We start from the raw sequence: 24614 nt of genomic DNA on the forward strand, positions 1-24614 counted from the left end.
AGGCAGATGCCAATGTTATGGCCCGATTTGTCTGGACAATTCTTGCAGGTTTGGGTCATCCGGTATGCGCCCTAGGCCTTCTTTCACTACCTCACGTGCTGCATCCGCCCCCCGGTTGATCTGCGCCAGTTGCACAAGCATCGGCCAGGCCTCGGCCCGTTGCGGATCAAGCGTGACAACCTCGCGAAACGCCCGTTCGGCGGCAGGTGCATTGCGGAAGGTCAGCGCCATGCCGCCCAGCACCATATGGGTCTCGGGGAAATCCAGCCGGTTGGCAATTACGCCCTGCCATTCGGACATCGCTTGCCCGACCAGGGCCTGCTGATCCGGCGTAAGGGCTTGGGGCGGAATGTTCAGGAACTCTTTCGCTGCTGATATACGCACATTGCGCAGCGGGTCGGACAAGAGCGGTTCAAGCCGTTGCACCTGATCGACGAGGGATGCCTGTCGCTGCAAGGCGACCGCATTGGCCCGTATTAGCGGGTCTGCATCCGTCAACAACGCAACTGTCGCCTCTGCCACGTCTGCAGAGCCAAACGGTTGCAAAAGATAAGCTGCCGTGGCCCGGACGATGCCCGGCTGTGCGGGATCGAGGGCAATGGCCAGCAACCCTTCGGGACTGTCCGCCTGCCCCGCCATCGCCGGGGCAAAGGACGATCCGAAATGCGGGCCGCGATGCGATGAATTCGGGAACCATTCTTCAATCCGGGCAGCCGCCCAAGGCTGATCCCTATCCTCATGGCAATCGGTGCAGGCGTCCTGTCCAAGCGCCAAATCCGGGCGCGGCACGCGGAAACTGTGATCGCGGCGACCATCGACGCCCATATAGACACGTTCGATCATATGACAGGTTTTGCATTGCGCACCCGCGCTGTCCTCGGGGTGATGGTGATGCGCAGGCGTGTCGTATTCCTTGCGAGCCAAAGTCGGAAAATCGGGGTTGCCCGCCGGGGAATGGCATTGCGTGCAAACGCCATTGCCATCGGCCCGCAGCTCGGCGCTATGGGGTTCGTGGCAGTTCAAACAGCCAACGCCCTGCGCGTACATCTTCGATTGCAGGAACGAGCCGTAAACATAAACCTCGTCCAGAATCTGGCCGTCCGGGTGATAGGTTCCGGGCCGCAGCAGGGCCAGATTATAGGCATCGTGATAGGGCGTGCCGGGCAGAGGGTTGCCTTGCTCATGCGCCTCGCGCCGGGAATGGCACCCGGCGCATTGCTGGATTTCCGCCTCGGTCTGGCCCCTGCCCCATGACATCAGAAAGCCAGAGGCACTTAGACCTTTTGCAACCGATTTTCCGCCAACCCAGTCGATATGCGCCGAGCCCGGACCATGGCAGGCCTCGCACCCGACACCGATTTCGACCTGACGGGACTGATAGGCTCGGCTTTGCACGTCATAGTTCTTTTCGAATCCTGTGGCGTGGCATTCGGCGCAGCGTGCGTTCCAATTCTTATACGGCCCGGTCCAGTGCAGCCCGTCATCCGGCGGCAGATCCTGATCGGGATAGAGGTGGAACCAGCGCTTGTTTTCGGTGTCCCAGACCACATCAAAGCTTTGCAATCGTCCGGGTTCGGTTTCGAACAGATATTGCTGCAAAGGCTCGACACCGACGATGGAATGCACGTCATAGCTGGTCGTTACGCCATCTTTCTCGGTCACATCCGCATAAGGCGTCGCACCACGATAACCGAAGCGGACCGACATGCCGTCATGTTCAAACACCGTGCCAGCAAAATCCGCGACCAGCGCCCCGTCTTCAACCCCGGTCCAGGCCAATGCGTGATGGGATTGGGCCCAGGCGGCTGTTTCTTCGGTATGACAATCGGCGCATTGCTCGGATCCAACATATGATGGGGTCTGAGCGTAGGCGATCCCGGATATCAACACGGAAACCGCAAAGGCGAGCCACTTCATGCGCTGTCATCCTCGCTATGCAGGTCCATCAGCGCGCCGTTATATTCCGCGCCCAGGATCAGGATCGCTGCGCAAAGGTACAGGAAGATCAGGGCGGCCATGGCCCCGGCCAGACCGGCATAGGTGGCGCTGTAGCTGGCGAATTGGGCGATATAGATCGAAAAGGCCCAGCCGCCGCCGCCCAACAGCAGCAGGGTCAGCACCACGCCCGGAAGGATCTGCATCACCCGGTGGCGCCGCGTCGGCAGAACAAGATGCGCCAGCAGTATGGTCGCCACCGGCACGGCCACGGTAAAGGTCCAGCGCAGCCGGTCCACCGAAAGCCAAGTCGAGACATCCACGTCTGTATGCTTGGACACCAGCGTTGTGTAGACGGGCAGCACGACCTCGACCGCAGCGACGATCAGAATGGCGGCCCCGCCCAGAATGACCAAAACGATACACAGCAGCCTCGTCTTCCAGAACGGCCAGCTGTCCCGGTCGTGATAGGCCTGATTCATCGCAGCCCGCACCGCCGCCACCCCGTTCGAAGCAAAATACACCGCCAGCAAACCGCCGATCGTGATCACGCCCGAGCTTGACCCCTGAAGAACCGCCCGCAGTTCGGACACAATCGGGCCAGCCACATCCTGCGGCCACGCGCCGAAAATCAGGTCGATCAACTCGTCCGTCACATAGCCTTGCGACAACGTCCCTGCCAGCGCCACGGTGAACAGTACAAACGGAAACAACGCCATCATCATCGACATGGCGACATGGCTGCTCATGACAAAGCCGTTTTTCTCGCTGAACCGCCGAAACGCCAGAAACAGCGCTTTGATCAGACGGCCGGATAGTAGAATCGATGGTTGCGACATTCTGAAACCCTAGCCCGCCCGCAGCCCCGGTAGAACCCGGGAAGTCGTAAATCCCGATATATAAATAACTGACTGCATTGCATAAACTTACCCGGCTGTGCAGGATCAGGACAACCCGACCCGCTTTGCATGCGCCCGCCCTATCATAGTTCAGGTTTGCGAATGACCCTTGATCCAAACAGCCCGAAAGATCGCTATCGCCCCAGCCTGTCCGTGGTACGCGACAGTTGTATCATCGCAGCTCTGGTTGTTTTGGGGCTGTATGCGGGTGCCGCTTTTCTGATTCCGTTGACGATGGCCCTGTTGATCAATGTTCTGATCATCGCGCTCAGCGACCGGGTCATTGCGGTGACCCGAGCCCCCGTCTGGCTGGCCAATATTGCCGGAGTAACTGTGGTTTTGGCCGGTTTGTTCATGATCATGTATATTCTGGGCAGTCAGGCGACACAGTTCGCCCGCAGCATCAACACGTATGAGACCCAGTTCGATGATGCGGTGAACCGCGTGGCGGGGCTGGTGGGCAGTGATGTCACGACCTTCATTCGCGACAATCTGGTCAGTATCGACATGTCTTATCTGGCGCGGCTGTTGCTGGGCAGCGCGACCTCGCTGCTGAATCAGTTCTTTCTGATCAGCCTTTATGTCGCGTTCCTGATGGCCGAACGACTGGCCTTTCGCAAGAAAATCCAACTGGCCGCAGGCAACCCCGAAACCGGCAAAGAGTTTTCGGCGATGCTGGATGCAATTTCATTCAGCCTGCAGCGTTATGTGGGGGTCAAAACCCTGATCAGTCTGATCACGGCGGGCATCAGCTACACCGTCTTCCGCATCCTCGGACTGGAATATGCCGAAACATGGGCGGTTCTGACCTTTGCGCTGAACTTCATCCCCTCGATCGGGTCGATCATTGCCGTGGTCTTCCCGGCCATGATCGCGCTTGTGCAATTCGAAAGCATCGGCCCGTTTCTGGTGGTGGTTCTGGGCTGCGGCACCATCCAGTTCCTGATCGGCAATTTCGTAGATCCGGCGATGCTGGGCCGGTCGCTGAACATGTCCACGTTTCTGGTCGTTCTGGCCCTGATGTTCTGGACCACCGTCTGGGGCCTTATCGGAGCGTTCCTGAGCGTGCCGCTAACCGTTTGCATCCTGATTGTATTCAGCCACATCCCCGCCTTGCGCCCGGTCGCGATCCTGATGTCGCTGGACGGGCGATTGGGAGATGATCAGCCCTGACCTCAGCTTTGGCAAAGCGCGATCAGCGCCGGGCGGTCCTGCAGTTTGAGACGCCCATAGCCGCCAACAATCAGGCCCTGTTTGATCAGCCGTTGCAGCGTCCTGTGCAGCGTCGGCGGGGATACGGCGATCATCGCTGCCAGTTCCTCTTGCGAGACCTGTAGCCAGCCATCGACGTCTGCGGCAACCTCCTCCAGATGCAGCAACCGCAGGATCAGACGCTTTTCCGTACCCGTTACGCCAAGGTTGGCAATGATCCGCAGGGCTTTTTGCATGTTTTCATGCGACAACACATAGAAATCGCGCAGGTATTCCGGGTTTTGCTGCACCATCCTGTCCAGCATGGCGGACGGAAAAAACAAGGCCTCGGTGTGCTTTGTCGCGACCACCCCAACCAGCCGGTGCGCGTTGGCAAACAGCGCCAGATCACCGACCCAGAACCCACGCCCTTCCTGATGCAGAACGAACTCCTGCCCGTCATCTGCGGGGGTGGTCAGCCTGACACCGCCATCCAGCACGCCATGAATGCCGTCTGCCGGATCACCGTGGTTATACAGCGCTTCTCCGGCCTCATACCTGCGGTGTACGGCGCAGGCCATCAACGCCTTTCGGAACCCAGCAGACCGGGTTTGCAGCCAATTTGAATCTTGCAACGGCTTGAGATCAGGTGTGTTTTTTAACATCGGTATATTTGAAAATCATCATGTGATAAGTTTTGGCCCATGCTGTTGGCTTAATTTGGTGCCAAGCGATTCCTGCGCAAGCCAGGCTTGAACAGGACGTTTACAGCTATCCGCAGAGTAGTCGATCCGGCTCTCGACGTTAAAGCACAAAAAATTCTCTCGGGCGGTTCTGCCCGCAAATTCAGGAGCAAGACATGCGACCTTCTATTCAATTGGTGGAACACTGGCGTACTGGGATACGCCGCGCAGCCGTCGGTGCGCTTTCGGTGCTTTTGGCCCTGCCCGCCTGGGCGCAGGATCAAAAGCCAAACATTCTGGTCATCTGGGGTGACGATATCGGTCAATCCAATATCTCGGCCTATACGATGGGCCTGATGGGGTATCGCACGCCCAATATCGACCGTGTCGCCAAAGAAGGCATGATTTTCACCGATTATTATGGCGAGCAGTCCTGCACCGCCGGTCGGTCGTCTTACATCATGGGGCAATCGGTTTTCCGCACCGGCCTGTCCAAGGTTGGTCTGCCCGGCGCAAAAGAAGGCATGCAGGTCGAGGACCCCACCATCGCTGGCCTTTTGAAGGACCATGGCTATGTCACCGGTCAGTTCGGCAAGAACCATCTGGGCGACCGGGATGAACATCTGCCCACAAACCACGGATTTGATGAGTTTTTCGGCAATCTCTACCACCTGAATGCCGAAGAAGAACTCGAACATGAAGACTATCCCGGCGACGCGATCCTGCCTGACGGACGCACCTTTCGCGAAGCCTATGGTCCGCGCGGCGTAATCCGCTCCTCTGCCGGGGGCGAGATTCAGGACACTGGCCCCCTGACCCGCAAGCGGATGGAGACGGTGGACGAGGAAACGCTGGAAGCCGCTGTTGAGTTCATTCGCGAAGCCAACGCCAACGGGACGCCGTTCTATGTCTGGTGGAACGGGACGCGGATGCACTTCCGCACCCATGTGAAAGACGAGATGCGGCAGCAGGCCAATGAGATCTTTGGCGGTCCGGCGGACGAATACACCGCTGGCATGATCGAACATGACATGCATGTTGGCCAGTTGCTTGACCTGTTGGACGAACTGGGCATCGCCGACAACACCATCGTGCATTACTCGACCGACAACGGACCACACTACAACACCTGGCCCGACGCGGCCTCGACCCCGTTCTGGGGTGAGAAGAACACCAACTGGGAAGGCGGCTGGCGCGTGCCTTCGATGGTGCGCTGGCCCGGACAGATCGAGGCCGGTTCCGTCAACAACGAAATCGTGCATCACATGGACTGGCTGCCGACCTACCTGGCCGTTGCCGGTGACCCCGAGATCAAGGACAAGCTGAAAGCAGGCTATTCCTCGCCCGCGATGGGCCGAGACTACAAAGTGCATCTGGATGGCTACAACATCCTGCCCCTGCTGACTGGTGAGACCACAGAAAGCCCCCGTCGCGAGATCTTTTACTTCACCGACGATGGCGATCTGTCGGCGTTGCGCTTTGACGACTGGAAACTGATCTTCCTTGAGCAGAAAGCATGGGCAACCTTCCGTGCGTGGATGGAGCCGTTCACCGAACTGCGCGTGCCGATCATCGTCAACCTGCGCCGCGACCCGTACGAGCGTGGCTATCGCACCTCGAACACCTATTACGACTGGATCCTCGACCGGGCGTATTTCCTGGTGCCGGCGCAGCAATATGTGGGCAACTTCCTGAGCACCTTCCAGGAATTCCCACCACGCCAGAAAGCCGCCAGCTTCAGCCTGGATCAGGTGATGGAAAAGCTCAGCACACCGACAGGCAATTAAGTTCGCTTGCCACTCAGGGGGCCGCCGATGATGGCGGCCCTTCCTTTATTGAACGGAGTAATTCTCATGCTGCGATTGACCGCTGTTGTGTCCGCGCTTGCCCTGCCCCTGATGGCACAGGCTGACCCGCTGCCAAGCTGGCAGGATACCGATGCCCGCACCCGGATTATCAACTTTGTCGAGGGCGTGACCGATCCGGATGGCCCCGCCTATGTCACCCCATCCGACCGGATTGCCGTGTTCGACAATGACGGCACACTTTGGGCAGAACAGCCCGTCTATTTTCAGTTCATTTTTGCCATGGATCGCCTTGCGGACATGGCCGAGCAGGATCCGTCGATCCTGACAACGCCTGCCCTGAAGGCCGCCGCCGAAGGCGATCTGGCCACGATCCTGCAAGGCGGTCATGACGCGCTGATCGAGGTCGTCAATGCCTCGCATTCCGGCACCAGCGTTACCGAGTTTCAGGCCGCCGTGGCCCAATGGCTGGAAACGGCGCGCCACCCGGATACTGACTTGCCTTACGATCAAATGACCTATCAGCCGATGGTCGAGCTGCTGCGTTATCTGCGTGACGAAGGGTTCACCACCTATATCGTCTCCGGCGGCGGCATCCATTTCATGCGGGTCTTTGCCGAAGATGCCTATGGCATTCCCCCTCATCAGGTGTTGGGCACCTACGGCAATACCAGTTTCGACCATGTCGATGGCGTGCCCACCGTGGTCAAGACGCCGGGCATCGCTTTCATTGATGACAAGGAAGGAAAGCCGATCAATATCGAACGCACCATCGGCAAGCGACCGATCCTTGCGGGTGGAAACTCGGACGGGGATTTCGCGATGATGGAGTGGGTTACCGCAGGCGAAGGGCCCAGATTGGGTGTCCTGATTCATCACACGGATGCAGACCGCGAATGGGCTTATGACCGCGAAAGCCCAATTGGCAAGCTGGTCGATGGGTTGGCCAAAGGCCCAGATATGGGATGGGTGATCGTGGATATGGCGCAGGACTGGTCTCGCGTCTACACTGGGGCGAACTAAAAACCACCCGGATCCTGGAACCTTATGTGGACACTGCTTGTTTCGACCGCCGTTTTTGCCCTGTACGTAACGGCGGTCGTGTTTTCCGTTCGCGCCGCGCAGACCGCCCGAACCCCGCAAGGTGCGGTGGGTTGGGTGGTCTTTCTGGTCTCGGCCCCGTTCTTTGCGGTGCCTATGTACCTGTTTCTGGGCCACCACCGGTTTCGCGGCTATCGCATCGCACGACAGGAAAGCGAGCGTGTGGTCGAAGGCATCAAAAGCTTTGCGGATTATTCCAAGCCCGACCCGTCCACGATGTCGATCAACCCCCGCCCGTTCGAGTTTCTGGCGCACCTCCCGGTGTCGCGCGGCAACGGGGCCGAGTTGCTGATCGACGGGCAAGCCACGTTTGATGCGATCTTTGACGCCATCGATGCGGCCAAAAACTACATCCTAATCCAGTTCTACATCGTACGCGCCGATGATCTGGGTCTGAAACTGCAGCAAAAGCTGATCGCTGCCGCAAAACGCGGCGTGCATGTCCGGTTCATGACCGATGCTGTGGGCAGTTACGGGCTGCCGACCGAGTATCTTGAGACCATGCAGACTGCCGGGATCGACGTAGCCAATCCCAAAGATCAGCGCGGGCCGAATTTCCGTTTCCAACTCAACTACCGCAACCACCGCAAGACCGTGGTGATCGACGGCGAGATCGGGTTTATCGGCGGGCATAATGTCGGGGTCGAGTATCTTGGCCAAAGCAAGCATTTTGGCCATTGGCGCGACACGCATATCAAGATGACCGGGCATATCGTCCGGCAGCTGCAACTTATCTTCACCGAGGATTGGCATTGGGCCCGCGACGAAGACCTGATCGACGAAGTGGATTGGGCCGGAACCGAGTCCGAGCAGGATATGAACGCCCTGCTGGTCGCAACCGGGCCCGGAGACGATACCGAAACCGGGGCGATGCTGTTCTTTTCCGCCATCGCCGAGGCGAAGGAACGGCTGTGGATCGCCTCACCCTACTTCGTGCCCGATATCGACATCATGACCGCCCTGCAACACGCGGCGATGCGTGCCGTCGATGTGCGAATCCTGGTACCCGACATGATCGATCACCGCCTGCCCTGGCTGGCCGCTTTCGCCTATTTCGATGAGGTTCGCGACTGCGGCGCGCGGGTGTTTCGTTATACCGACGGGTTCATGCACCAGAAGGTGTTTGTCGTTGATGACACGTTGGCCGCGGTTGGAACAACAAATCTGGACAACCGTTCCTTCCGCCTGAATTTTGAAGCGATGGCCCTGTTCTTCGATCAAAGGGCAACGCAAGCCGTTGAACGGATGCTGCTGGCGGATTTCGAGAACTGCTATGAACTCACCCGGTCTTTGCAACAACAACCGGCCCATATCCGGTTCGGGGCACCGCTGGCCCGGCTGTTTGCGCCCATCCTTTAGGAAAAGAACCGTTCCTGAAACACGCGGGTCATCAGGGCCACCATATAGGCGGTGGACAGGCCAAAGGCCAAAAGCCCCGCGACTGACGCGAACGAGCCGAAAATTCGCAACGCCTCGCCCAAAACGATGTCGCCATAGCCCAGCGTGGTGAATGTGACCAACGAGAAATAAAGGGCCGTGTTCCAGTCGGGCAGCACCTCAAGCAGGACCCAAACAACCGCCCAGATCCAGACCTGAATGGTGTGTGTCAGGACAATGAACACCAAAGCCACTGCAATCGGTGCAGCAGTCGCCAGAAAAAGCCCGCTTTTGGACCATTTCGGCTCCATCCTCATGATGACGATTGTGCACCAGGTCAGCAAAAAGATCTCGACCACAAAGCAGAGCCCCAGAAAGGCACTGCCCCATACAATCTGGTGCAGCAAGCTCATGTTTTTTCACCCTGAATTGCAGCCATGACTCTGTCAGCCAGAATGGCCCGTGCCGCGCCTTGGCACAAGCCCGGTTGGCGGATTTTGCCCCTGCGGCGAAACGCACCGGGGGTCGGTCTGCACTGGACATAGGTCAAAACTGTTGCACATCCTGCTGGGAAAAAGTGGGTCGGTCGATGCTGTTGACAATAGACAAGGTGCAGAAATCCTATCCCGGCGGGCGGCCGGTGCTGCGCGACGTGTCGCTGGAACTGGATCAGGGGCAGACGCTGGCGCTGACCGGAGAAAGCGGCAGCGGCAAATCCACTCTGCTGAACCTCGCAGCCGCTTTGGATCGGTTCGACGGGGGCGAGATCACGCTGAACGGAGCGCGCCTGTCCTCGCTGGATGATGCTGGACGGGCCGACCTGCGCCGCCGTCATGTTTCGTTGGTGTTTCAGCAGTTTAACCTGATCCCGTCGCTGACGGTTGCACAGAACCTCTCGTTCCACGCCCGGCTGGCCGGGTGCCATGATCCCGACTGGAGCGCCCATCTGGCGGACAGGTTGGGATTGTCCGATCTTCTGGATCGCTTCCCCGAGAACCTGTCCGGCGGGCAACAACAACGGGTCGCCATTGGCCGTGCCATGGGTGCGCGCCCGAAACTGTTGCTGGCAGATGAACCCACGGGCAATCTGGATGAAACCGCCAGCGCCACTGTGTTGGACCTGATGCTGTCGCTTGTCGCGGATACAGGCGCGGCGCTGCTGCTGGTCACCCATTCCGCCGAAATTGCTGCGCGGCTAGAACGGCGCGTGCATCTGGCCGGTGGCCGGATCCAATGACGCGACCGGTCATACAAGCGTTGCTGTCCCATTGGCGCGCGCACTGGCTGCAACTTGCGACATTGCTGATCGGGATCGCCTTGGCCACCGGTCTGTGGTCTGCGGTGCAGGCGATCAATGCCGAAGCGCGCGCCAGCTATGCCCGCGCAAACGCACAACTGGCACTTGGTCAGTTCGATGAACTGCGCGATCCCACAGGTCCCATCCCCGTTGCGCGTTATGCCCAACTGCGTCAGGCCGGTTGGCAGGTTGCAGCTGTGCTCGAGGGTACTTTCCGTGTCGGGGGGCGGACAATACGCCTGATGGGCGTGGATATGGTGGCCTACCCGGCCCTGCCCGCCGTGACCGAGACCGAACAGGGCGCCGACCCACCCAACCCAGCGGATATATTGACCGCTCCTGGGCGTCTCATAGTGCATCCCGATCTTGCACCTGTTCTGGAACCGGTGAGCGATCTGCCGCCCATTCTGCTGTCCCGGTCCCTGCCCCCGGATGTCATTCTGACCGACATTGGCGTGGCCGAGACTCTGCTGGGTCAACCCAGTACGATCTCGCGCCTTGTCGTTCTGCCAAACCAGCCGCGCGGGCGGTTGCCACTGTCGGATGTCGCACCGGAACTGCAACAGATCAGCCCGGATTCGCAGGTCGATACCGCGCAACTGACCGACAGCTTCCACCTGAACCTGACCGCCTTTGGACTGCTGTCCTTCGCTGTCGGCCTGTTCATCGTAAATGGCACGGTCGGGCTGGCTTTTGCCCAACGGCGCGGGGTGATCCGAACGTTGCGCGCCCTGGGTGTTTCGATGCGGCGGCTGGTCTGGCTGATCCTGGCCGAGTTGACCCTGCTGGCCTGTATCGGCGGCGCACTGGGGCTGATCCTGGGATTCTTTCTGGCAGGCGCGCTGCTGCCCGACGTGGCCGCAACATTGCGCGGGCTATACGGCGCACCTGTGACGGGACAGTTGACCCTGCAACCCGAATGGGCGCTTGCGGGGCTGGCCATGGCGCTGCTGGGCACCTTGGGGGCCAGCGGTCATGCGTTGTGGCGCTTGGCCCGGATGCCACTGCTTGAAGGGCCCGGCGTGCAGGCCTGGAGCGGCTCGGGACAGACACACCGATTGGCTGGGATCATCGGTGTGTGTCTGATTGTCGGCGGTACTCTTTTCTATACCAGCCTCGGTGGCCTGCTTGCCGGGTTTGTCTTGCTCGCCGGATTGTTGACCGGGGCCGCCCTGTTGCTGCCACTGCTTCTGTCCTTCGCCCTATCGGTAGGTGCTAAACAAGCGCGCGGCCCTGTATCGCAATGGATCTGGGCCGATATGCGGGCGCAATTGCCGGGGCTTTCTCTGGCACTGATGGCCCTGCTGCTGGCGCTGGCTGCAAATATCGGCGTTGGCACCATGGTCTCCAGCTTCCGGCTGACCTTCATCGGATGGCTCGATCAACGCCTGACCGCCGAAATTTATGTAACCGCCAAGGACGACCAGCAAGCCAGCGAGATGGCCGAATGGCTGGCCCCTCAGGTCAATGCACTCCTGCCGATCCGCAGTGTCGAGTTGCCTCACACCACCGAGCCTTTGTTCTTGTATGGGGTCGTAGACGATCCGGTCTACCGGGATAACTGGCCATTGATTGCCCGATCCAATGGCGATTGGAACAGGGTGATGGCGGGTGAGGCCATTTTGATCAACGAGCAACTGGCCCGCCGCGCGCAGCTTTGGCCGGGGGATGTTTTGACGATCGCGCCGGACCATCAAATGCCAATCGCGGGCGTCTATTCCGACTATGGCAACCCCACCGGTCAGGCGATTGTGTCCATGACCAAACTGGATCAGATCGCGCCGGGGACAGACGCAAGACGCTTTGGTATACGTATGGACCCGGGCGCAGCGACTGAGATGGCGCAATCCCTACGCGCGCGTTTCGATCTGCCGCCCCGAAACGTGGTGCAGCAGGCCGCGATGAAGGCGCAATCGCGGACGATTTTTGAGAAGACCTTTGTCGTGACCTCCGCACTCAACATCCTGACACTTGGGGTCGCCGGGTTCGCCATTTTAACCAGCCTTCTGACCCTATGGACCCAGCGCCTGCCTCAGATCGCGCCGGTTTGGGCCTTGGGTCTGAATCGCGCAGAACTGGCGAAATTCGAGCTGTTGCGCAGTGTTCTACTGGCGGCGTTGACGGCCTGTCTTGCGCTGCCGCTGGGGCTGGTTCTGGCCTGGGTCCTGCTTGCTGTCATTAATGTACAGGCATTCGGCTGGCGCCTGCCGATGTACCTGTTCCCATGGGATTGGCTGTATTTATTCGCACTCACGCTGCTGGCTGCCTTGATCGCAGCCGCCCTGCCCGCACTGCGCCTGTTACGCCTGCCACCGGCAAACTTACTGAGGGTTTTTGCCAATGAACGTTAGAGCCTTAATCCTGGCCCTCCTCTTCTGCCTGCCGGTTTCCGCGTTGGCGCAGGGCTATGCGGGTCTGGGTGGCTCGGCAGATGGGTTCGACGTGCCTCAACCAGACGTTCAGTTCGTCTTTCCCAAAGATCACGGCGCGCATCCCAGCTATCGCATCGAATGGTGGTACCTGACGGCCAACCTGAAGGGGGAAGACGGGCGCGACTATGGCATTCAGTGGACGCTGTTCCGATCTGCCCTAAAGCCCTTTGACACCGACGGCTGGCAAAGCCCGCAAATCTGGATGGGTCACGCAGCAATCACCACGCCCGAGCGCCATTACTTCGCCGAACGCCTGTCCCGCGGTGGCATCGGTCAGGCCGGAGTGTCGGCCCAACCCTTTGCCGCATGGATCGACGAATGGCGCATGAGCGGGCCGGATTTCGACTCGCTGTCGCTGACCGCGAATGGAGCGGATTTCGGCTATACCCTGTCCCTGAACGCTCAAGGTCCGTTGGTCTTTCACGGAGACGGCGGATATTCCGTGAAATCCGCAGACGGTCAGGCGAGCTATTACTACTCCCAACCCTTCTACGCCATCGAAGGCACCCTGCATTTGCCGGACGGAGACATCGCCGTCACCGGTCATGCCTGGCTGGATCGCGAGTGGTCGTCGCAGCCCTTGGCCGAGGATCAAAGCGGGTGGGACTGGTTCTCGCTCAGCTTCGATGATGGTGACAAGCTGATGGCGTTTCGCCTGCGCGGAGCACGGGGTGATTTCACGGCGGCCACGTGGATCAATGCGGATGGCAGCAGCCAGACACTGCCTGATGGATCGGCCCAGTTCACACCACTTGAAACCGCACGCGTTGCGGGTCGGGATGTGCCAATTCGATGGAACGTCACCCTGCCTGACCGCGACATAAACGTCGAGGTTTCGGCCCTGATCCCTGACGCCTGGATGACGACGCGATTTGAATATTGGGAAGGCCCTGTCACGGTCTCAGGCAGCCACGCAGGGCGCGGCTACCTTGAGATGACCGGGTATTAAAGCGTGCGACCTTAATTCTGAGACAGGAATACCCTGCCACGCCTACGGCGCTCTCGGGCTATTCCTGTCGCATGATACTTCAGCTCAAAGGTCGCACACTCTGGATCAGCGGACGACGTAGACCGAAACCGCCGCGTGCCGCACTACGCGCGCAGCGTTGGGGCCCAGCAGGTAATCCTTGAAATCCGGCTTGTGCGCCCCTATCACGATCAGGTCCGACCCGGCGCTGTCGGCGGTTTTCAGGATTTCCTGATAGGCCGTACCAGTTGCAACCACATGACGGATCGAGGCATTGCGGTCCGAGCCCAACGCCGAGACGCACAGCGCGGTCAGTTTGTTATGGGCCTCTTCCAATGCCTTGTCGTGGAAGTCGGGCTCGAAAAAGCCCGACACCCAGCTTTCCCCGAAATCGGGCAGAACTGTCACCACATCCAACTGGGCCCCATCCAAATCCGCCAACGCTGCGGCCTGTTTCAGGACCGGGCTGTCCAGATCTCCGTTACTGATATCGACGGCGCAAAGAACTGACTTTGTCATGCGGGCACCTCTTCTTGTCTGGCGGCACGGCCACGTTGCAGGAAGGCGATCAGACCCAGCAAGAGCATCGCCGGAAGGTAGATCAATTGCTTGGGCGGTTGGCTGGACGGCAGGCTGACCGAGGTCAAGCGCACGGCCTCATCCCCGTAATAGTCGAAGATGCCAAGCTCATCCGCGACCGGCGCGCCAAACAGCGGCTCTTCCAGTTTGATCAGCCCGTCTTCGGGGATCAGCAGCAGACCCATCGCCTCGACCCGGGCCGCTCCGCCCTCTTCTTCACCCACAGTGACGACGACCGTCGTGTCGACCATCTCCAACGTGTCGAAATCGGGGCCGGACACGACCAGTCGCACCTCGGACCCTGGTGGCGTCTGCCCGATCGTTTCTTCAAACGCGGCAGGTTCCACCGACTGGAAAGGAGGTGAGATCCGGTCCATGAAGAAATCCGGTCGGAACAGCGCAAAGGCGACAAAGATCAGCGCAACGCTTTCGTAAATCCGGCTGTGAGTCAGAAAATAGCCCATGGTTCCGGCGGTGAATACCAGAATGGCGATGGTCGCGAAGATGGCGACGATTATGCCTTCGACCCATGTCACATCGATCAGCAGCAAGTCGGTGTTGAAGATGAACACAAACGGCAGCGCCACGGTGCGCAAGCTGTAGAAAAACGCTGTGAAACCGGTCTTGATCGCATCACCACCGGACACGGCAGCCGCCGCGAAACTGGCCAACCCGACCGGAGGCGTCACATCCGCCATGATCCCAAAGTAGAACACGAACAGGTGCACCGCGATCAGCGGCACGATCAGCCCGCTTTGCGCGCCCAGTTCCACAACCACACCGGCCATTAGCGAACTGACAACGATATAGTTCGCCGTGGTCGGCAGGCCCATGCCCAGGATCAGGCTGAGGATACCGACCATGATCAGCATCAGGATCAGGTTGCCGCCCGACAGGAACTCGACCAGATCGGCCATCACTTGGCCCACGCCAGTCAGGGTCACGGTGCCCACGATCACGCCCGCCGTGGCCGTGGCCAAGGCGATCCCGATCATGTTGCGCGCACCATCGATCAGGCCCTGCCACAGATCGGCAACACCATCGATAAAGCGATTGTACACATTGCTTTCACCGCGGAAGATCGCCTTGAGCGGCTTCTGCGTCAGCAGGATCACGAACAGCAAAGCAGTCGCCCAGAAGGCTGACAGGCCCGGCGATTTCTGCTCGATCATCAGGAAATAGACCAGCACGATGATCGGCAGAAGGTAGTGCAGACCGGCCTTGTAGATGTCTGCGACGACGGGCAGTTGCACCTCTTTGGCGTTCGGATCATCCGGTTCAAGATCTGGCACCTGAGCGGCCAGATACAATAGCGCGACATAGACCGCACAGACAATCAGGCTGAGCACCAGACCGGCCGCCGACGGCACCCATGCGGTCACTGCATCGACCGGGAATTGCGAGCCATAGCAGAGCCCCGCAAAGACGATGAAGAAAGACAACATCCCCACAACGGTCCGCGCCAGATGCACGTCACGGTCGCCCAGCGTAGGCATGTTCCGCTTCACGGCCTCAAGATGCACGATATAGACCAGTGCGATGTAGGAGATCGCCGCAGGCAGGAAGGCGTGGGTGATCACCTCGACATACGAGATGCCCACATATTCCACCATCAGGAAGGCCGCAGCACCCATTACGGGTGGCATGATCTGACCGTTCACGGATGAGGCCACCTCGACCGACCCGGCCTGTTCGCTGCTGAACCCAACGCGCTTCATCAGCGGGATGGTAAATGTACCAGTGGTGACAACGTTGGCGATCGACGAGCCCGAGATCAGACCGGTCGCTGCCGAACCAACAACCGCTGCTTTGGCCGGACCACCGCGCAGGTGGCCGAGCGCGCCAAAGGCCATTTTGATAAAGTAGTTCCCTGCCCCGGCCTTATCCAGCAACGCGCCGAACAGCACGAACAGGAACACGAATTTGGTCGAAACCCCAAGCGCGATGCCAAACACGCCCTCGGACGTGATCCACATATGGCTCATCGCCTTTTTCAGGCTGGCACCCTTCCAGCGGATAACCTCGGGCACCCATTCGGACGAGCCGAAGAACACGTAGGCCAGAAAGATCGTCGCGATGATCGCCATTGCGGGACCAAGCGCGCGGCGTGCGGCCTCGAACAGCAACAGCAGACCGCCCAGAGCGACCCATTTGTCCGTGTCATCGGCCAAACCGCCCGCATCGACGATTTTTTGGTAGAAGAAATAGCCGTACAGCGCGACAAACGCGCCCAGCAGGCCCATGATCCAGTCCTGAACCGGAATATAGTTCCGAGGGCTGGACTTCAGCGCCGGATAGGCCGCAAAGGCCAGAAACATGGCAAAGGCCAGATGGAACTGCCGCGAATTGTTCACGATACTGCCGGGCAATATGTAATTCGCCAGCGGCGAGGCCAGAACCACCTGAAAGATCGACCAGATCGCTGCCACAATGGCCAGGAATATCCCGACATTACCGACCGGGTTGCGCCCACCCGCATCGGAGGAAGCAACTAATTCCTGTAGCTCTTCTTCGGATAGCGGACGATTGGATTGTGTGTCGGAACTCATGCAAATGTCTCCCCGTCGCGGCCTTTTGCGGCCTTCTGAATCACCCGTTTGCTACGGGTTTGGGTGGCAGGGCGCCCGTGGGCACCCTGCTTTGGGTCCGGATTACTGAATCCAGCCTTTTTCTTTGTAGTACTTCTCTGCACCCGGATGCAGCGGGGCCGACAGGCCGTCCGCGATCATCTCTTCGGGCTTGAGGTTGGCAAATGCCGGGTGCAGCTTTTTGAAGTCGTCGAAGTTCTCGAAGACCGAGCTGACAACCGCATAAACCGCGTCTTCCGACACATCCGCCGAGGTCACGAAGGTTGCGCCGACACCAAAGGTTGCGGTGTCACCGTCCGATCCGCGATACATACCACCCGGGATGGTCGCGGTCCGGTAGAACGAGTTGTCGTCGACCAGCTTGCTGACCGCGTCACCGCTGACATTCACCAGAACGGAATCGCAGGCTGTGGTTGCTTCCTGAATCGAACCCGAGGGGTGGCCGACTGTATAGACCATCGCATCGATCTGGTTGTCGCAAAGGGCCGCCGACTGTTCAGCCGCCTTCAGTTCGGTCGCCAGTTCGAAATCATCGGTGGTCCAGCCCATTTCGCCCAACAGGACTTCCATGGTGCCGCGCTGACCGGAACCGGGGTTGCCGATATTGACGCGCTTGCCTTTCAGGTCCTCGAAGTTGGTGATGCCGGCATCGGCACGGGCCACAACGGTGAACGGCTCGGGGTGAACCGAGAAGACGGCGCGCAGGTTTTCGAACGGACCAGCCTCTTCGAATTTCGAAGAGCCGTTATAGGCATGGTACTGCCAGTCGGACTGCGCCACACCGAACTCCAGCTCGCCCTCGCGGATGGTGTTGATGTTGTAGACCGATCCACCGGTCGATTCGACCGAGCAGCGCACGCCATGTTCCTTGCGGCCCTTGTTCACCAGACGGCAGATCGCGCCACCGGTCGGATAGTAAACTCCGGTCACGCCGCCGGTACCGATTGTGATGAACTCTTCGGCATAGGCTGCCGGTGCCATCATCGCCGCGGTGACAAATGCGCCGACGCTAAGCTTGCTGCTGTTTTTCATGTAAGAACTCCCATTTTTTATTGTGTGAGCGGGAAAGAACAAAAGCCCCGCGAATGCGAGGGACGCGCCGATACGTCAGATCAGTTCGTCATGCAACCCGTGCAACTTTTGAATTTTTCCAATGTCTCCCAACAATTTCGAGGTTTCATTCCGAGACGCAAGTTGTCAAGTGCGCCTTGTCGATACTTCGCTCATTCGCTCAGATGTGACGCGTCTTTTGGAACTTTCCCCGTGGGAAACGAACCGGCCTTTAGGTGGCGGGACCCTGACTTGACAGGCTGGAACGTTGATCTAACGTGATCAAAAGTTTGTGATTACTATTTTACCGAGCATCTGAAATATGCCGATCACCACCTATGAACTCTACCTGAGTACCGATCTGGTGTTTTCCGGCAATACGGTCTCGTTGGTTGGGGGTTATGATGGCAGCAACGATGTCATTCTGGTCGTTGACGATGACGATGACGTGCTGGATGGAGATCTGTTTCGCAACGAAGACGGCAACGACACCAACCAGTTCGGAACCGCCACTTTTGCGGACGGCACGGTTTTGGGTGGTCCGACAACTACGGTATATTCAGAACAGCAATTTACCCTGACGGCCCCCGATGGCAGCACCATCACGCTGTATCAGATCGAAGTCGACTCGAACCCGAACTCTACCGCTGGTGCTGGGATACTTGCCGGGTATCTGCCGTCCGAACCTCTTGACCCGGGTGTTGTTTATACGATCACCGTGTCGAACACGATCCCCGGCAACTCGCCTCAATATGACGACATTGAAGGGGCTGTGTGCCTGACGCGCGGCGCAGGGATCGCCACACCGGGTGGGCTGATTCCGGTAGAAATGCTCAAAGAAGGTGATCTGGTCGAAACCCGAAACGGTGCCAAGCCCATCCGTTGGATCGGGTCTTGCAAGCTGGATGCAAGCGCCTTGTCCCGAAACCCGAAGCTCCGGCCGGTTCGCATCACTCAGGGCGCATTGGGTAATGGTTTACCAAACCGGGACCTGCTGGTTTCACGCCAGCATCGAATGCTGGTATCGTCACAAATCGCCCAACGGATGTTCGGTCAAACCGAAGCCCTGATTGCCGCCGTAAAGATGACCGAATGGCCCGGCATCTACGTGGACAACAGTGTCACCGATGTCGAGTATTTCCACATCTTGTTTGACTCTCACGAGGTGATTTTTGCCGATGGCGCACCAACCGAAAGCCTGTTCACAGGCCCCGAAGCCCTGAAAATGTTCCCTGCCGCCATGCGCGAAGAAATACTGACTTTGTTTCCCGAGTTGGACTGCGCAACGACACAGGTTGAACCCGCCTGCATTGTTCCAAACGGCAAACAGCAAAAAACACTGATCAGCCGCCACATGAAGAACAACAAACCGTTTCTCAGCATGTATCAGGGGTAGCAATGTGGTGCCCAAGGAGAGACTCGAACTCTCACGCCCGTGAAGGCGGGGGATTTTGAATCCCCTGCGTCTACCATTCCGCCACTTGGGCCACGGACACTGGATTAGCGCCCAGAGCGGGGAAGGTCCAGAGGCAAAAATCAACCTTCGTAGCGATTGTTTGCACCCCAGCGGTTGACGGGTCCACGGGTGCGTGATTTGGCTGGCACGGTCAAAGACCGGGATCTGAGTAAACCATGTTACGATCGCTTTACGACTGGACCATTCGACTGGCCGAACATCCTCGGGCGCTTTGGGCGCTGGCGATTGTTGCCTTTGTCGAAAGCTCATTTTTTCCGATCCCGCCTGATGTGCTTATGATCCCGATGATTCTGGCACGCCCCTCGCGCGCCTGGCTGATAGCCGGCGTTGCTCTGGTGGCCTCGGTTTTGGGCGGTCTGCTGGGCTATGCGATCGGAGCCTTTGCCTATGAAAGCATCGGGCAGCCCATTCTGGAGGCGATGGGCAAAGCCCACGCAATGGAAGAGTTCAACACCCGCTTCAACGATTTCGGCTTCTGGGCTGTGCTGGCGGCGGGGGTGACGCCCTTCCCTTACAAGGTCATCACCATTATGTCGGGCTGGACGGGCATGCCGCTTGGAACCTTCGTCGCGACCTCAATTCTGGCGCGCGCGCTGCGGTTCTTCCTTGTGGCGGGCCTTCTTTGGAAATTTGGCGAGCCGATCCGGGACTTCATTGAAAAGCGTCTGGGCCTGATGTTCACGCTGTTCATCATCCTGCTGTTCGGCGGCTTTCTTGCGGTGCGATACCTATGACGAAACGCGCAACCTATGTGGTGCTGGCGGCTGGCGGATCAGCCGCCCTGTTGCTGGGGGCCTGGGCCTTTCAGTATGTCGGTGGGTTGGCACCGTGCAAAATGTGCATCTGGCAGCGCTACCCCCACAGCGTCGCCATTGTGATCGGCGCATTGGCGTTGGCCCTGCCAACTGTTCGCTTGCTGCCCCTGGCCGGTGCCCTGGCCGCGCTGACAACCGCTGCCATCGGTCTTTTTCATGCGGGCGTCGAGCAAGGCTGGTGGGAAGGCCCGACCAGCTGCACCTCGGGCGATATTGGGGGGCTATCGGCGCAAGAGCTGATGGATCAGATCATGTCCGCCCCGCTGGTGCGCTGTGATGAGATCCCATGGCAGATGCTGGGCCTGTCCATGGCCGGTTGGAACGCGGTAATCTCGGCGGTGCTGGTTCTGTTCTGGCTCGCCGCCTGGCGCGCGAAGGCTTAGATCTCGTCCAGTTCGGCATCCCAGTACAGGAAATCGATCCAGCTTTCGTGCAGGTGGTTCGGCGGAAACTTTCGCCCGATATTGCGCAGCGCTTCGGCATCGGGCTGACGCGGCGGTTTGCGCAGGGTCATGCCCGCCTGACGCAGTGATTTGGACCCTTTGCGCAGGTTGCACGGACTGCACGCCGCCACCACATTCTGCCAGCTTGTCACCCCACCCGCGGCGCGCGGCACCACATGGTCAAAGGTCAGGTTGTCGCGACTGCCGCAATACTGACAGCGGAACTCATCCCTCAGAAATAAATTAAAGCGCGTGAAGGCCACGCGCTTTCTGGGTTTTACATAGTCCTTCAAAACAACGACCGAGGGTATTCGGATCTCGGTGCTGGGGCTTCGGACGACTTCATCGTATTCGGCCACGATGTCCACCCTGTCCAGCCAGGCAGCCTTGATCGCCTCTTGCCAGGGCCACAGCGACAGCGGGTAATAGGACAAGGGGCGGTAATCGGCATTCAAAACCAGCGCCGGGTGATGCTTGAGCGTCCCCGGCTCTCTTACAAATTCGGTCCTGAAGTCTCCGTCCATAACAGAATCGCTCCTCGCTCTCAGCTGCCCGTTTGTGACACCAGAGCGGGGAGCACCCGCCCCGGCCTTAAGATAACTATATATCGTGGTAAATCTCTGACAAGCCCTGAGTTTCCACAATATCTCGAAGACTGGGTAAGCCTGTTCCGTAACAGGCACATGACAGTTATCCACAGGTTGCACACAGCATGTTTTGCAGGCTATGGCGGAGGCATGTCGTGGTTCATTCGATTCAACAAACCTTTTGACGTGCTGCCGCAGTTCACCGATCGCGGCAGCGCCGAGTCGCCACGTCGAACACTGTCCGATTTCATCGATCTGCCGGGGGTCTACCCGGCAGGGCGGCTGGATCGGGACAGCGAGGGGTTGATGCTGTTGACCGATCATGGGCGGCTTCAGGCGCAGATCTCGGACCCCAAGCACAAGATGGCCAAGACCTATTGGGTTCAGGTCGAAGGCGAGCCCGATGCAGCCGCACTGAAGGCGCTGCGCGATGGGGTCGAATTGAAAGACGGCCTGACCCGCCCTGCCAAAGCGCGTGAGATGGACGAGCCGGATGGCCTTTGGCCCCGCACGCCACCGATCCGCGAACGCAAGTCCGTGCCGGACAGTTGGATCGAACTGACGATCCGCGAAGGCAAGAACCGGCAGGTGCGCCGGATGACGGCGGCGGTTGGGCTGCCGACCTTGCGCCTGATACGCTATCGCATCGGCGACTGGACGCTGGATGATCTGGAGCCCGGCCAATGGGACAGCCTGCCCCTGCCCGACCTCAACTCGGCCCCGCAGCGCAAACGCGACCGCCGCACGCGGCGGTGACACGGGCGGCTCATCTCTGCTAAAATACGGGTATGAAACTCACGCCGGACATACCTGCCCCATCGGCCATTCTGGAGGCCGCGCTTTATGTCGACGATCTGGACGCGGCAGAACAGTTTTATGGTGAGGTTCTGGGGCTGGAGCGCATTCAGCGGATCACCGACCGGCATGTGTTCTACCGCGTCGGCGGGTCCGTCCTGTTGCTGTTCAACCCGGATCAGACCGAACAACCGCCCCTGAACCCGGACCTGCCCGTTCCGCCGCATGGCGCACGGGGTCCGGGGCATGTCTGCCTTGTGCTGACCCGCGATGAAATCTCCGCCATGCGCAAGCACCTGTTGGACTGGAACGTCCCCATCGATGCCGAGTTCGACTGGCCCAGCGGTGCAAGATCACTCTATGTCCGAGACCCGGCTGGCAATTCCGTCGAATTTGCCGAAGGTCACTTGTGGGGTTGAACCCGACTAACCAAGCGGCTGCTTCTGCCCACCCGTGATCGTGTAGAGTTCGCGAGAGGTCAGGCCAACCTCACCCAAGGCCGCGCGGAACACGGCCATATGCGGTGTCGCAAAATGCGCCTCTAACGCAGCCTGATCCTGCCATTCCTCATAGACACGGAAGCGGTTGGGATGTCCCAGCACCTGACTGAATTCATAGACCAGACAGCCGGGCTCTTTCACGGTTTCCGCAACCATCGCCTGAGCGGCCTCGCGGGCCTGTTCAACCCCGGCCTCGTTCACTTCGACAATTCCTGTGACAACCAGCACTACGCTCCCTTCCTCAGATCATAACGTTTCGAGATTCGATTGACCGGGGTGCCGTCGCGCAGCGGAACGCCATACGCGACCGAGTAGTCCCGGAAACCCATTTTTTCGTAATACCTTAGGCCAAGAAGGTTATCCGCCCGGATCGTGGCGTTGATCGCAGAAAACCCCAGCGCGCAGGCCGTCTTCTCCGTCTCGTCAAACAAGGCCCGGCCCGCGCCGCGCAGCACCGGGTTGCGGCGGGTGAAGGTTGCGATATCGGCGCACTCATCGGGCAACGCGTCATAGGTGCCCAACCACTGAAACCCGGCAACCGCGCCCTGGTCGTCCAAGGCAACATGGCAACAGATCTTATCAGCACCATTCAGATAGCTTTGCGCGAACAATGCCTCTGAAAACGGGATTTCAAATGCGGTCGTGCCACCCGCCGCGATGATGTGGTTGAGGATGCGGCAGGCCTCGGCCACATCCTCGGGCATCATCGGGCGGATGGCGATCATCGCTACAGGCTCAGCTTGTCGCGCATGAAGGCCAAAGCGACGCTTAGGCCATCGGGTGCGATACCATGGCCCGTGCCCTTCATCACATGAGCATAGATTTCTTTGAAATCAGCAGCCTGCAACGCCTCGGCGGCTTCGGGCAGCGATTGCGGCGGGACCACATCGTCGGCATCGCCATGGACCAGCAGGATGGGCATTCGGCTAACGGTTTCGTCGGCCAGCAGTTCAGGCTCCAGCAACCGGCCCGAAAACGCCACGATCCCGGCAACCGGGTCTTCGCGGCGGGGGGCCACATGCAGGCTCATCATCGTGCCCTGGCTGAAGCCGAACAGAACGACCTGCTCGGGCAGCACGTCCTCATCTACCATCAGCGCGTCGAGGAAAGCGTTGAAATCCTCGACCGCCATTTCCATCCCACGACGCGCCTCTTCTTCGGACGAGCCATCGATCCAAGGGATCGGGAACCATTGAAAGCCGTTCGGCATTCCCGGGATCTGCTCGGGCGCGTCGGGGGCCACGAACAGCGTGTCCGGCAGGTGTTCACCCAGCGGGTCGGCAAGGCCCAGCAGATCGGCCCCGTTGGCCCCATAGCCGTGCACGAACACGACGACCGAGCGTATATCGCCCGAAACCGGCTCTTTCCTGAGCGCGTTCAAAACCCGAGTCATCTGATCCCTTCTCTTTTCTTGGCCACCCGGTAATAGGCCCACAAAACCCGGGCCGCAACCGAGCGCCAAGGCGACCACGCTTCGGCCATCTGGCGAAGCTCCTTGTCGGTCGGGCGTTTGGGCAGATCGTAGAGAACGCGCGCGGCTTCCTGAAGGGCCAGATCGCCCGGCGCGATGACGTCCGCGCGCCCCAGTGAAAACATGGCGTATATCTCGGCGGTCCAAACGCCAATGCCCGGAACCTGCGTCAGCGTGGCAATGAGATCTGCATCAGGTACGCCGCGTAACGCTTTGTAATCAATGCGCGCCTCAGCCAGGGCACGGGCGTACCTGATTTTCTGACGGCTCAACCCAACCGCCCGCAAATCATCCTCCGTAGCCCACATGATCTTGCGCGGCCCGGTCAGTTTTGCGTCCTGCATCCGCTTCCAGATCGCGTTGGCCGAGGCCACGCTGACCTGCTGACTGACAATCGCGCTGAGCAGTTGGGCAAAGCCGTCGGGCTTACGCCGCAGGGGCAACGGGCCGGTCTTCTCCATCGCATACGCCATGCGCGGGCACGCATTGGCCAGCCACTCGGCCCCTTCCGTCACGCAGTCGGGGGTTTCAATGATGCGTCCTACGGCCATGGGATCTCTGCTTTGTGACACGCATCGCACGTTAGGGGCCACAGCCGCATATGCAAGCCGCTTGTGCGTCA

General features: G+C 59.5%; 24 protein-coding genes and 1 tRNA gene. 12 read left to right on the forward strand and 13 right to left on the reverse strand.

The features are described from left to right. Nucleotides 1–15: 15 nt before the first annotated feature. Entirely contained in the window at nucleotides 16–1917 is a 1902-nt protein-coding gene (locus ACR0KJ_RS04280; protein ID WP_480626028.1) for a cytochrome c3 family protein, read from the reverse strand. Continuing rightward, nucleotides 1914–2774 carry a YihY/virulence factor BrkB family protein gene (locus ACR0KJ_RS04285; protein WP_170450560.1) on the reverse strand — a complete coding sequence of 287 codons (861 nt, stop codon included), beginning with the start codon at nucleotides 2772–2774 and terminating at the stop codon, nucleotides 1914–1916. The genes ACR0KJ_RS04280 and ACR0KJ_RS04285 overlap by 4 nt, the downstream gene beginning before the upstream one ends. A gap of 162 nt (nucleotides 2775–2936) precedes the next feature. On the opposite strand from ACR0KJ_RS04285, the gene ACR0KJ_RS04290 reads away from it, so the two are divergent. Further along, nucleotides 2937–4007 carry an AI-2E family transporter gene (locus tag ACR0KJ_RS04290; RefSeq protein ID WP_480581072.1) on the forward strand — a complete coding sequence of 357 codons (1071 nt, stop codon included), beginning with the start codon at nucleotides 2937–2939 and terminating at the stop codon, nucleotides 4005–4007. Nucleotides 4008–4009: 2 nt separating this feature from the next. Here the strand turns inward: ACR0KJ_RS04290 and ACR0KJ_RS04295 are convergent, their stop codons facing one another. Continuing rightward, nucleotides 4010–4606 carry a Crp/Fnr family transcriptional regulator gene (locus ACR0KJ_RS04295; protein ID WP_480626029.1) on the reverse strand — a complete coding sequence of 199 codons (597 nt, stop codon included), beginning with the start codon at nucleotides 4604–4606 and terminating at the stop codon, nucleotides 4010–4012. 278 nt (nucleotides 4607–4884) lie between these two features. Here ACR0KJ_RS04295 and ACR0KJ_RS04300 point away from each other — a divergent pair, with 278 nt between their 5' ends. From ACR0KJ_RS04300 to cls, 3 genes are all read left to right on the forward strand, one after another. After that, nucleotides 4885–6495 (forward strand): arylsulfatase, encoded by a 1611-nt coding sequence (locus ACR0KJ_RS04300; protein WP_480626030.1) that lies wholly within the window; start codon nucleotides 4885–4887, stop codon nucleotides 6493–6495. 66 nt (nucleotides 6496–6561) lie between these two features. Then, complete coding sequence (locus ACR0KJ_RS04305; RefSeq protein ID WP_170450552.1) at nucleotides 6562–7536, forward strand: HAD family hydrolase; 975 nt, start codon at nucleotides 6562–6564, stop codon at nucleotides 7534–7536. Nucleotides 7537–7560: 24 nt separating this feature from the next. Beyond that, on the forward strand, nucleotides 7561–8973 hold the full coding sequence (gene cls, locus ACR0KJ_RS04310) for a cardiolipin synthase (RefSeq protein ID WP_170621837.1): 1413 nt from the start codon (nucleotides 7561–7563) through the stop codon (nucleotides 8971–8973). Here the strand turns inward: cls and ACR0KJ_RS04315 are convergent. After that, the gene (locus ACR0KJ_RS04315) at nucleotides 8970–9404 is read right to left on the reverse strand and encodes a potassium channel family protein (RefSeq protein WP_170621838.1); all 435 of its coding nucleotides are present in this window, start codon (nucleotides 9402–9404) and stop codon (nucleotides 8970–8972) included. The genes cls and ACR0KJ_RS04315 overlap by 4 nt on opposite strands. 176 nt (nucleotides 9405–9580) lie before the next feature. Between ACR0KJ_RS04315 and ACR0KJ_RS04320 the strand changes: the two genes are divergently transcribed. Genes ACR0KJ_RS04320 through ACR0KJ_RS04330 form a run of 3 tightly spaced genes read left to right on the forward strand, consistent with a single transcriptional unit; the run spans nucleotide 9581 to nucleotide 13669 of the window. Beyond that, nucleotides 9581–10228, forward strand: a complete 648-nt coding sequence (locus ACR0KJ_RS04320; protein WP_170621839.1) for an ABC transporter ATP-binding protein — start codon at nucleotides 9581–9583, stop codon at nucleotides 10226–10228. Continuing rightward, the gene (locus ACR0KJ_RS04325) at nucleotides 10225–12639 is read left to right on the forward strand and encodes an FtsX-like permease family protein (RefSeq protein WP_480626031.1); all 2415 of its coding nucleotides are present in this window, start codon (nucleotides 10225–10227) and stop codon (nucleotides 12637–12639) included. The genes ACR0KJ_RS04320 and ACR0KJ_RS04325 overlap by 4 nt, the downstream gene beginning before the upstream one ends. Further along, complete coding sequence (locus ACR0KJ_RS04330) at nucleotides 12629–13669, forward strand: lipocalin-like domain-containing protein (protein ID WP_170621841.1); 1041 nt, start codon at nucleotides 12629–12631, stop codon at nucleotides 13667–13669. The genes ACR0KJ_RS04325 and ACR0KJ_RS04330 overlap by 11 nt, the downstream gene beginning before the upstream one ends. Nucleotides 13670–13774: 105 nt before the next feature. Here the strand turns inward: ACR0KJ_RS04330 and ACR0KJ_RS04335 are convergent, their stop codons facing one another. The 3 genes from ACR0KJ_RS04335 to ACR0KJ_RS04345 all read right to left on the reverse strand — a co-directional run bounded on the left by ACR0KJ_RS04335 (nucleotide 13775) and on the right by ACR0KJ_RS04345 (nucleotide 17886). After that, nucleotides 13775–14206 carry a universal stress protein gene (locus tag ACR0KJ_RS04335; protein WP_170450539.1) on the reverse strand — a complete coding sequence of 144 codons (432 nt, stop codon included), beginning with the start codon at nucleotides 14204–14206 and terminating at the stop codon, nucleotides 13775–13777. Next, nucleotides 14203–16815, reverse strand: a complete 2613-nt coding sequence (locus ACR0KJ_RS04340; RefSeq protein ID WP_480626032.1) for a TRAP transporter permease — start codon at nucleotides 16813–16815, stop codon at nucleotides 14203–14205. Before ACR0KJ_RS04340 ends, ACR0KJ_RS04335 begins: the two co-directional genes overlap by 4 nt. 102 nt (nucleotides 16816–16917) lie before the next feature. Beyond that, nucleotides 16918–17886: a TAXI family TRAP transporter solute-binding subunit gene (locus tag ACR0KJ_RS04345; protein WP_480626033.1), complete on the reverse strand. Its 969-nt coding sequence runs from the start codon at nucleotides 17884–17886 to the stop codon at nucleotides 16918–16920. A gap of 340 nt (nucleotides 17887–18226) precedes the next feature. Here ACR0KJ_RS04345 and ACR0KJ_RS04350 point away from each other — a divergent pair, with 340 nt between their 5' ends. Then, nucleotides 18227–19300 (forward strand): Hint domain-containing protein, encoded by a 1074-nt coding sequence (locus ACR0KJ_RS04350; RefSeq protein ID WP_480626034.1) that lies wholly within the window; start codon nucleotides 18227–18229, stop codon nucleotides 19298–19300. Nucleotides 19301–19305: 5 nt separating this feature from the next. On the opposite strand, the gene ACR0KJ_RS04355 is transcribed toward ACR0KJ_RS04350, so the two are convergent. Then, nucleotides 19306–19391: transfer RNA gene (locus tag ACR0KJ_RS04355), tRNA-Leu, on the reverse strand. 145 nt (nucleotides 19392–19536) lie between these two features. Between ACR0KJ_RS04355 and ACR0KJ_RS04360 the strand changes: the two genes are divergently transcribed. Then, nucleotides 19537–20115 (forward strand): YqaA family protein, encoded by a 579-nt coding sequence (locus ACR0KJ_RS04360; RefSeq protein ID WP_170621844.1) that lies wholly within the window; start codon nucleotides 19537–19539, stop codon nucleotides 20113–20115. Beyond that, complete coding sequence (locus ACR0KJ_RS04365; RefSeq protein WP_170450416.1) at nucleotides 20112–20579, forward strand: disulfide bond formation protein B; 468 nt, start codon at nucleotides 20112–20114, stop codon at nucleotides 20577–20579. The genes ACR0KJ_RS04360 and ACR0KJ_RS04365 overlap by 4 nt, the downstream gene beginning before the upstream one ends. Here ACR0KJ_RS04365 and ACR0KJ_RS04370 read toward each other — a convergent pair. Further along, entirely contained in the window at nucleotides 20576–21163 is a 588-nt protein-coding gene (locus ACR0KJ_RS04370) for an HNH endonuclease (protein ID WP_170450414.1), read from the reverse strand. The two genes, ACR0KJ_RS04365 and ACR0KJ_RS04370, sit on opposite strands and share 4 nt — an antisense overlap. Nucleotides 21164–21376: 213 nt before the next feature. Between ACR0KJ_RS04370 and ACR0KJ_RS04375 the strand changes: the two genes are divergently transcribed. Both ACR0KJ_RS04375 and ACR0KJ_RS04380 read left to right on the forward strand, forming a co-directional pair. Continuing rightward, nucleotides 21377–21982 carry an rRNA large subunit pseudouridine synthase E gene (locus ACR0KJ_RS04375; RefSeq protein ID WP_480626035.1) on the forward strand — a complete coding sequence of 202 codons (606 nt, stop codon included), beginning with the start codon at nucleotides 21377–21379 and terminating at the stop codon, nucleotides 21980–21982. 32 nt (nucleotides 21983–22014) lie between these two features. After that, nucleotides 22015–22440, forward strand: a complete 426-nt coding sequence (locus ACR0KJ_RS04380) for a VOC family protein (protein WP_480626036.1) — start codon at nucleotides 22015–22017, stop codon at nucleotides 22438–22440. A gap of 6 nt (nucleotides 22441–22446) precedes the next feature. On the opposite strand, the gene ACR0KJ_RS04385 is transcribed toward ACR0KJ_RS04380, so the two are convergent. From ACR0KJ_RS04385 to ACR0KJ_RS04400, 4 genes are read right to left on the reverse strand one after another with little or no spacing between them, the layout of a single operon-like run. Continuing rightward, nucleotides 22447–22749 (reverse strand): putative quinol monooxygenase, encoded by a 303-nt coding sequence (locus tag ACR0KJ_RS04385; protein WP_170518777.1) that lies wholly within the window; start codon nucleotides 22747–22749, stop codon nucleotides 22447–22449. Then, nucleotides 22749–23246 carry an N-acetyltransferase family protein gene (locus ACR0KJ_RS04390; protein WP_480581054.1) on the reverse strand — a complete coding sequence of 166 codons (498 nt, stop codon included), beginning with the start codon at nucleotides 23244–23246 and terminating at the stop codon, nucleotides 22749–22751. Before ACR0KJ_RS04390 ends, ACR0KJ_RS04385 begins: the two co-directional genes overlap by 1 nt. Nucleotides 23247–23248: 2 nt before the next feature. Next, entirely contained in the window at nucleotides 23249–23914 is a 666-nt protein-coding gene (locus ACR0KJ_RS04395; protein WP_480626037.1) for an alpha/beta hydrolase, read from the reverse strand. Then, nucleotides 23911–24543 carry a DNA-3-methyladenine glycosylase family protein gene (locus ACR0KJ_RS04400; RefSeq protein WP_480626038.1) on the reverse strand — a complete coding sequence of 211 codons (633 nt, stop codon included), beginning with the start codon at nucleotides 24541–24543 and terminating at the stop codon, nucleotides 23911–23913. Before ACR0KJ_RS04400 ends, ACR0KJ_RS04395 begins: the two co-directional genes overlap by 4 nt. Nucleotides 24544–24614 lie beyond the last annotated feature (71 nt).

This window comes from Ruegeria sp. AD6 (assembly GCF_056542325.1).